The organism is Bacillus sp. PS95, assembly GCF_037963565.1.
Classification (GTDB): Bacteria; Bacillota; Bacilli; order Bacillales; family Bacillaceae; genus Bacillus; species Bacillus subtilis.
This window is the reverse complement of the sequence record NZ_CP150160.1, coordinates 1,817,538-1,821,888: the sequence shown is the minus strand read 5'-3', so window position 1 is coordinate 1,821,888 and position 4,351 is coordinate 1,817,538. Positions and strand designations below refer to the sequence as shown.

General features: G+C 45.7%; 5 protein-coding genes. All 5 read right to left on the bottom strand.

What is annotated here, in order from left to right:
- Positions 1-45 precede the first annotated feature (45 nt).
- From NSQ12_RS09485 to NSQ12_RS09465, 5 genes are read right to left on the bottom strand one after another with little or no spacing between them, the layout of a single operon-like run.
- Positions 46-795, bottom strand: a complete 750-nt coding sequence (locus tag NSQ12_RS09485) for a polyketide synthase (protein WP_015715915.1) — start codon at positions 793-795, stop codon at positions 46-48.
- Positions 796-826: 31 nt separating this feature from the next.
- Positions 827-1,606, bottom strand: a complete 780-nt coding sequence (locus tag NSQ12_RS09480) for an enoyl-CoA hydratase/isomerase (RefSeq protein ID WP_128740340.1) — start codon at positions 1,604-1,606, stop codon at positions 827-829.
- Positions 1,594-2,856 (bottom strand): polyketide biosynthesis 3-hydroxy-3-methylglutaryl-ACP synthase PksG, encoded by a 1,263-nt coding sequence (pksG, locus tag NSQ12_RS09475; protein WP_204551498.1) that lies wholly within the window; start codon positions 2,854-2,856, stop codon positions 1,594-1,596. Before pksG ends, NSQ12_RS09480 begins: the two co-directional genes overlap by 13 nt.
- On the bottom strand, positions 2,857-4,104 hold the full coding sequence (gene pksF, locus NSQ12_RS09470) for a beta-ketoacyl synthase N-terminal-like domain-containing protein (RefSeq protein WP_204551497.1): 1,248 nt from the start codon (positions 4,102-4,104) through the stop codon (positions 2,857-2,859).
- Positions 4,082-4,330 (bottom strand): acyl carrier protein, encoded by a 249-nt coding sequence (locus NSQ12_RS09465; protein WP_003231809.1) that lies wholly within the window; start codon positions 4,328-4,330, stop codon positions 4,082-4,084. The genes pksF and NSQ12_RS09465 overlap by 23 nt, the downstream gene beginning before the upstream one ends.
- Positions 4,331-4,351: the final 21 nt, after the last annotated feature.

Sequence of the window (4,351 nt, the reverse complement as noted above, 5' to 3'; positions counted from 1 at the left end):
CACGCTGCCTCCATTTCACCTGCAAAATTTTATATATATTTTCAGTTAATTACCATATAAGCCTTTGATTCTACTTTTGACTTCTTCATGATGAAATGTTTTCTCATGCATCATCAATTCCTGTTCAATGACGCGCGGCAGCTGATCGCGAAGCGGGGCAACCAAATGATCTTTCAGTGTAACCAGTGAGTTTCTCGGCTTTTCCGCAAGTTCTTGCGCCAGCTCCACTGCATAATCTAACACTTCTGCACGGGGCAGCACCTTAAAGGGAACCCCTCTTTTTTCAAGATCAGCTCCGCGGTAGCTGCCCGCATTCAATAATATTTCCTGGGCCAGGCTGAAACCCAGTTTTTTAGGAACGATAAAGGTAGCGCCCATTCCAGGCGTAAATCCGTATTTCATAAAATTAGCCGTATACACGCTTTCTCTGCTCAGAATGACAATGTCAGCAAAGAGCCCCATGACAAAGCCGCCTCCAATTCCATGGCCCTGCATTGCCGCAATAACTGGAATCTCACAATCCAGCGCCAGAGAATAAAGATTGTCATCAGTGAACTTGGTTAATCCCTGTTGAATTCGAAGCAGTCCTTCTTGCGTTCCTCCTGAAGCAAAATAATTATCATATCCTGTCAAAATAACCGCTTTGTATTTGGGGTTCTGCCGTATGTATTCAAACGCTTGAATTAGACCATCTGTAAGTTCTTGTGAAAACGCGTTTTTATGAGTGCGATCTTGCATCTTTACCTGAATAATGGCGGATTCAATTTCGATAAGCTCTACAACAGAATGCGTCATGATGTCCTCCTAACGGTTCTGATTGAAACGGTTACTGATCCTCCCATGGAAATTGTCCTGTTTCAACATACCTGATGATTCCCATTTGGTTTTGAGGATCAGAAAACATGTTTTGATTTGCAGTTAAAGCGGTAGCTTTCGCACGACTGACTTGATGATCAAGTGAGCTCATAAACTGTTTATAATGTGCGATTCCTTTTTTATTCAGCCTCCGCAAACGCAATAAATGCTTTCTCAGCAGCACGTCACTTTCAGCATCAAAAGCATCTATTAACCCCCATTCACTGGCTTCCTGAACGGAAATCGGCTTTGTCATAAGCGTCATATAATGCGCTTTCTGCCGGCCGATACGGCGAATCAGAAACGGTAAAACACAAGCAGGGTACAGGCCGAATAGCAGCTCAGAGAGACTGAATGACGCCGTCTGATCAGCAATGGCAATATCTGTGGCAGATACAAATCCTAGACCGCCGGCATTCACTTTTCCCCTGACATGCGAAATCGTGACATAAGGGCCGGTCTGCAATTTCAGCCACAAATCATAGAGAGGCTCTTGGGAGCTTGCCTGTTTTCTGCCCCTTTTCATTTCCTGATAGATTTCTTGAAAATCCGCTCCGAAACAAAACACCTCGGGAAGCCCCTCTAAAACGACAACCGTCACCGTTGATGTTTCACATTGGTTTAACACTTGCAAGCATTCTTCTATCAGCGTGTCATTAATCGTATTATTCGCTTCAGGACGGTGAAAGGTAATATAGCAAACCGACGCTTGAAAGCGGACCTTTATCGTTTGATAGGTCACGAGATCCACCTGTACTTCCGATGAAACTCAGAAATTTCTTCTAAAAACAAGCGCGGCTTCTCTTGAGTGGACTGCATGATGCCCGGTATCATCTCAAAGTCCAGCTTTACATTGCGCGTCCCAAACCGCACCATCCCGCTCCCCTTAAACAATAGCTCATACTCTTCCATGGAGAGCTGATACCGGCGATCCAAATGCTTCTCAATACCAAATGTTCGCTGACGCTCCTGGCCTTGCGGAGTTGTAATTCCGCTGTAAAATTCAGAACAGCAGCCGGATCCGTAGGAAAAACAGCCAATTCGTTTAGGCGTATCAAATCTCCCTTGGTCTATCGTGCTGGCCAATGCCAGAAACAAGGCTGCCCCCATAATATTTCCAACCCGTTGACAGTAGTTTAAACCTGGTTTTACCCGAGTTAAAAAATCCGTCTCAATCCCGGATGTTTTCACCTTCGCCACCTTACGCATCATTGTCCGGTGCGCACCTTTCACCATCCCGCCAAAGGGCGTATGGTAAGCAAGATATTGAAACGTGTCCTGATAATTGGCACCCGGTACACGCTTTTGATATTCCAGAAAGGTCTGTTCGCAGCAATCCAAATATGACATTAAAGACAGATCAGAATCTCCCGCTTCACTGTCGGGAATGGGGCGGCACGTGTCCATCACTTCATAGCCGTAATAACCATTTGCTCCGGGATCTATTTGAAACACCTCGGGATTTTCGCCAACTAAAACGGCCACCGCTCCCGCTCCGGCGCTCGGTTCCGCATAAGACCAATCTTCGCTTAAAGCGTCTCCGCCCTCAGCGATTAAAAAACGTGAAATATCACTGGCGATAACCAGTGCTTTGGCACCCGGAGAAGTCTGGGATAATATAAAATTCACCGCCATCTGAAATCCCGCTGTCCCTGAATAACACGCCTGTTTAACCTCAAACAAACGGCAGTTGCGGTTGAGACCTAAATATTCATGGATATATGTACTTAACGATTTCCCAAAGTCGATCCCGGATTCAGAGCAAGTGATCAGCAATTCAATCCGATCCTTCTCTGCTTCAGATAAAGCATCAATAATCGGCTTAGCTGCATTGACTCCGAAGGTCACGGGATCTTCATAAGGCAGTGCTACCGCTTTTTCTTTCATTAATAAGTTTTCAAATCTCGCAGTATCTAAGTGTCTGTATTGGGCCAGCTCCATGACATCAAGGTATGCCGTTCCGCCAAAGACATTCATCGCTTCTATTCCGGCTGAAACCATTTATGATTCGCCTCCACATTTCTCAATGTTTTGTATACAAACCGCGGTGTTCATTCCGCCAAACCCCATGCTTAAGCTCAGCGCATTTTTGATGCGGTATGAAATCGATTTCTCATTTACCCAGTGAAAGGAATCATCGATTGGATGATCCAAATTCCGGCTCGGATGCAGGGCAGATTTTTTCATTTGCAGCAAAACAGAAATAATCTCTACGATGCCCGCCGCACTAAGCCCGTGTCCGGTTATCGATTTTGTTGCATTGATATAAGCATGGGAAAGCCGGCATGCACGGAGCGCCTTTAATTCTATTTCATCTCCAATAAAAGAGCCTGTTCCATGAGGATTAATATAATCAATATCTTCTGGTAAAAGCCTGGCACGCTCCAGTGCCTGCTGGATGACATGAATCTCTCCTTCTAATGAAGGATCAGGATTCCGGTTTCCGTCCAGTTTGATTGACCAGCCAGACAATTCTGCATAAGGTTTGAGACCTCTTCGTAAAGCCGTCTCCTTTCGTTCTATTACCAATGCACCGCACGATTCTCCATAGATAAACCCGTCTCTGTTTTGATCGAAGGGACGGCACGCTTTTTCAGGTTCATCAGCATATTTGTCCGTCCCCATAGCGCCTAAAGCCCTTAGCGCCTCGCATTCCATATAAGAAAGATCCATTAAAGCACCAAGTGCTATGCAAGTATCAACTTCGCCTGACAGGACTTGCTGAATCGCATGAATGACTGCTAACTGGCCGCTGGCCGAGGCTCCTCCCACCGTATATGCTAATCCCGTGATGCCAAACTGATCTGTACATATCCCGCAAAGATCGCTGTCCATGAAAGACAGACCATACGCCGGAGAAATAAAACCGGAGCGGTCTTGATACCTTTCATAAACTTCAAAGTTTTCTCTCTGTTGAAAATTTGATCCGCCAACAACCAGTCCGATACGTGAGGAATCTGCATCGTCCAATTCAGCCTCCTCCCAAGCCTCTGTGAGAGTTACCAATGCAGCGCGGCTGGAGAATGATGCTTTTCGCAACATTTTTTTAGAGAGTCGGTCAGGATAAGACAATGACGCAATTTCGGCTCCGATAAACCGGCTGTCTTTTTGTCTGCCTGAACGCTTCATGACATCAAAGGCATGTTTGCCGGACAGCAGTGAGGAAGCAAAGTCCTCTTTCCCTTGACCGATAGAGGCCGTGACGCCTACACCGGTCACCACTACCTCAGGCAGATTGCACTTTGTCATAAAGCACCTCAGCTAATTCACCGATGTTTTTCACCCCGGATAGCTCAATGCGAGGGATTTTTAACGATAAATCCTCTAGCACCATCGTGATAATTTCAGCTCTGTCTACAGAGTCAGCTCCTAATTCAACTAACTGATCTTCAGGCTCAAATCTGTGTCCGTCTAATTCAGGAAGCACCTCGCAAATATTGGTGATTAGTACTTCAAAGATTCTCTGTTTATCCATAATGCGCTCTCTCCTTCAAGG